The organism is Streptomyces sp. BE20 (genome assembly GCF_036322525.1).
GTDB lineage: Bacteria > Actinomycetota > Actinomycetes > Streptomycetales > Streptomycetaceae > Kitasatospora.
Genome location: NZ_JAQYWW010001148.1, coordinates 1 through 682 on the forward strand (window position 1 = coordinate 1; position 682 = coordinate 682).

A 682-nucleotide genomic window follows, 5' to 3' on the forward strand; every position below is an offset into this window, starting at 1 on the left:
CGACACCGGCTGCACCACATCCACCCGCTCCAGCGAGGCGGCACCCGGCACCTGATTCACCACATCCACCAACGACCAGTCCACATAAGGCTTCAGCGCACCCTCCACCTCCGCCAGAACCCGCGCGAACACCGGAGACTCGGCCGACAGACGCCGGCCCATCCCCACCCACTGCGAACCCTGACCCGGGAACACGAACACCGACCGGCCCGCCACCTCCGCACGGCCCGCCACCAACCCGGGCACAGCCTCGCCGGAGGACAGCGCCCGCAGTCCGGTCAGCGCCTGCGCCTGATCGGCGGCGACCACGACGGCCCGCCGCTCCAGCGCGGCACGGGAGGAGGCGAGCGTGCGGGCGACGGCCGGCGCCTCGGCGGCGGTCCGGGAATCCGCGAACTCCGCGAGCCGCCCGGCCTGTTCGCTCAGCGCCTCGGTGGTCCGGGCGGAGAGCAGCCAGGGCACCGGTGTGACGGACCCGGCGTCGAACTCGGCGGGGGCCTCCTGGACGGGGGCCTGTTCGAGGATGACGTGGGCGTTGGTACCGCTCACGCCGAAGGACGACACGGCGGCCCGGCGCGGCCGGTCCACCTCCGGCCACTCCCGCTCCTCCGTCAACAGCGCGACCGCACCCGACTCCCAGTCCACCTTCGAACTCGGCGCGTCGATGTGCAGACTCTTCGGC

1 protein-coding gene is annotated in these 682 nt (G+C 73.3%); it reads right to left on the reverse strand.

What is annotated here, in order from left to right:
- Positions 1 to 645 (reverse strand): acyltransferase domain-containing protein (locus PUR61_RS36570; RefSeq protein ID WP_329883875.1); only part of this gene is annotated, 645 nt, incomplete at its 3' end.
- Between the last annotated feature and the right edge of the window lie 37 nt (positions 646 to 682).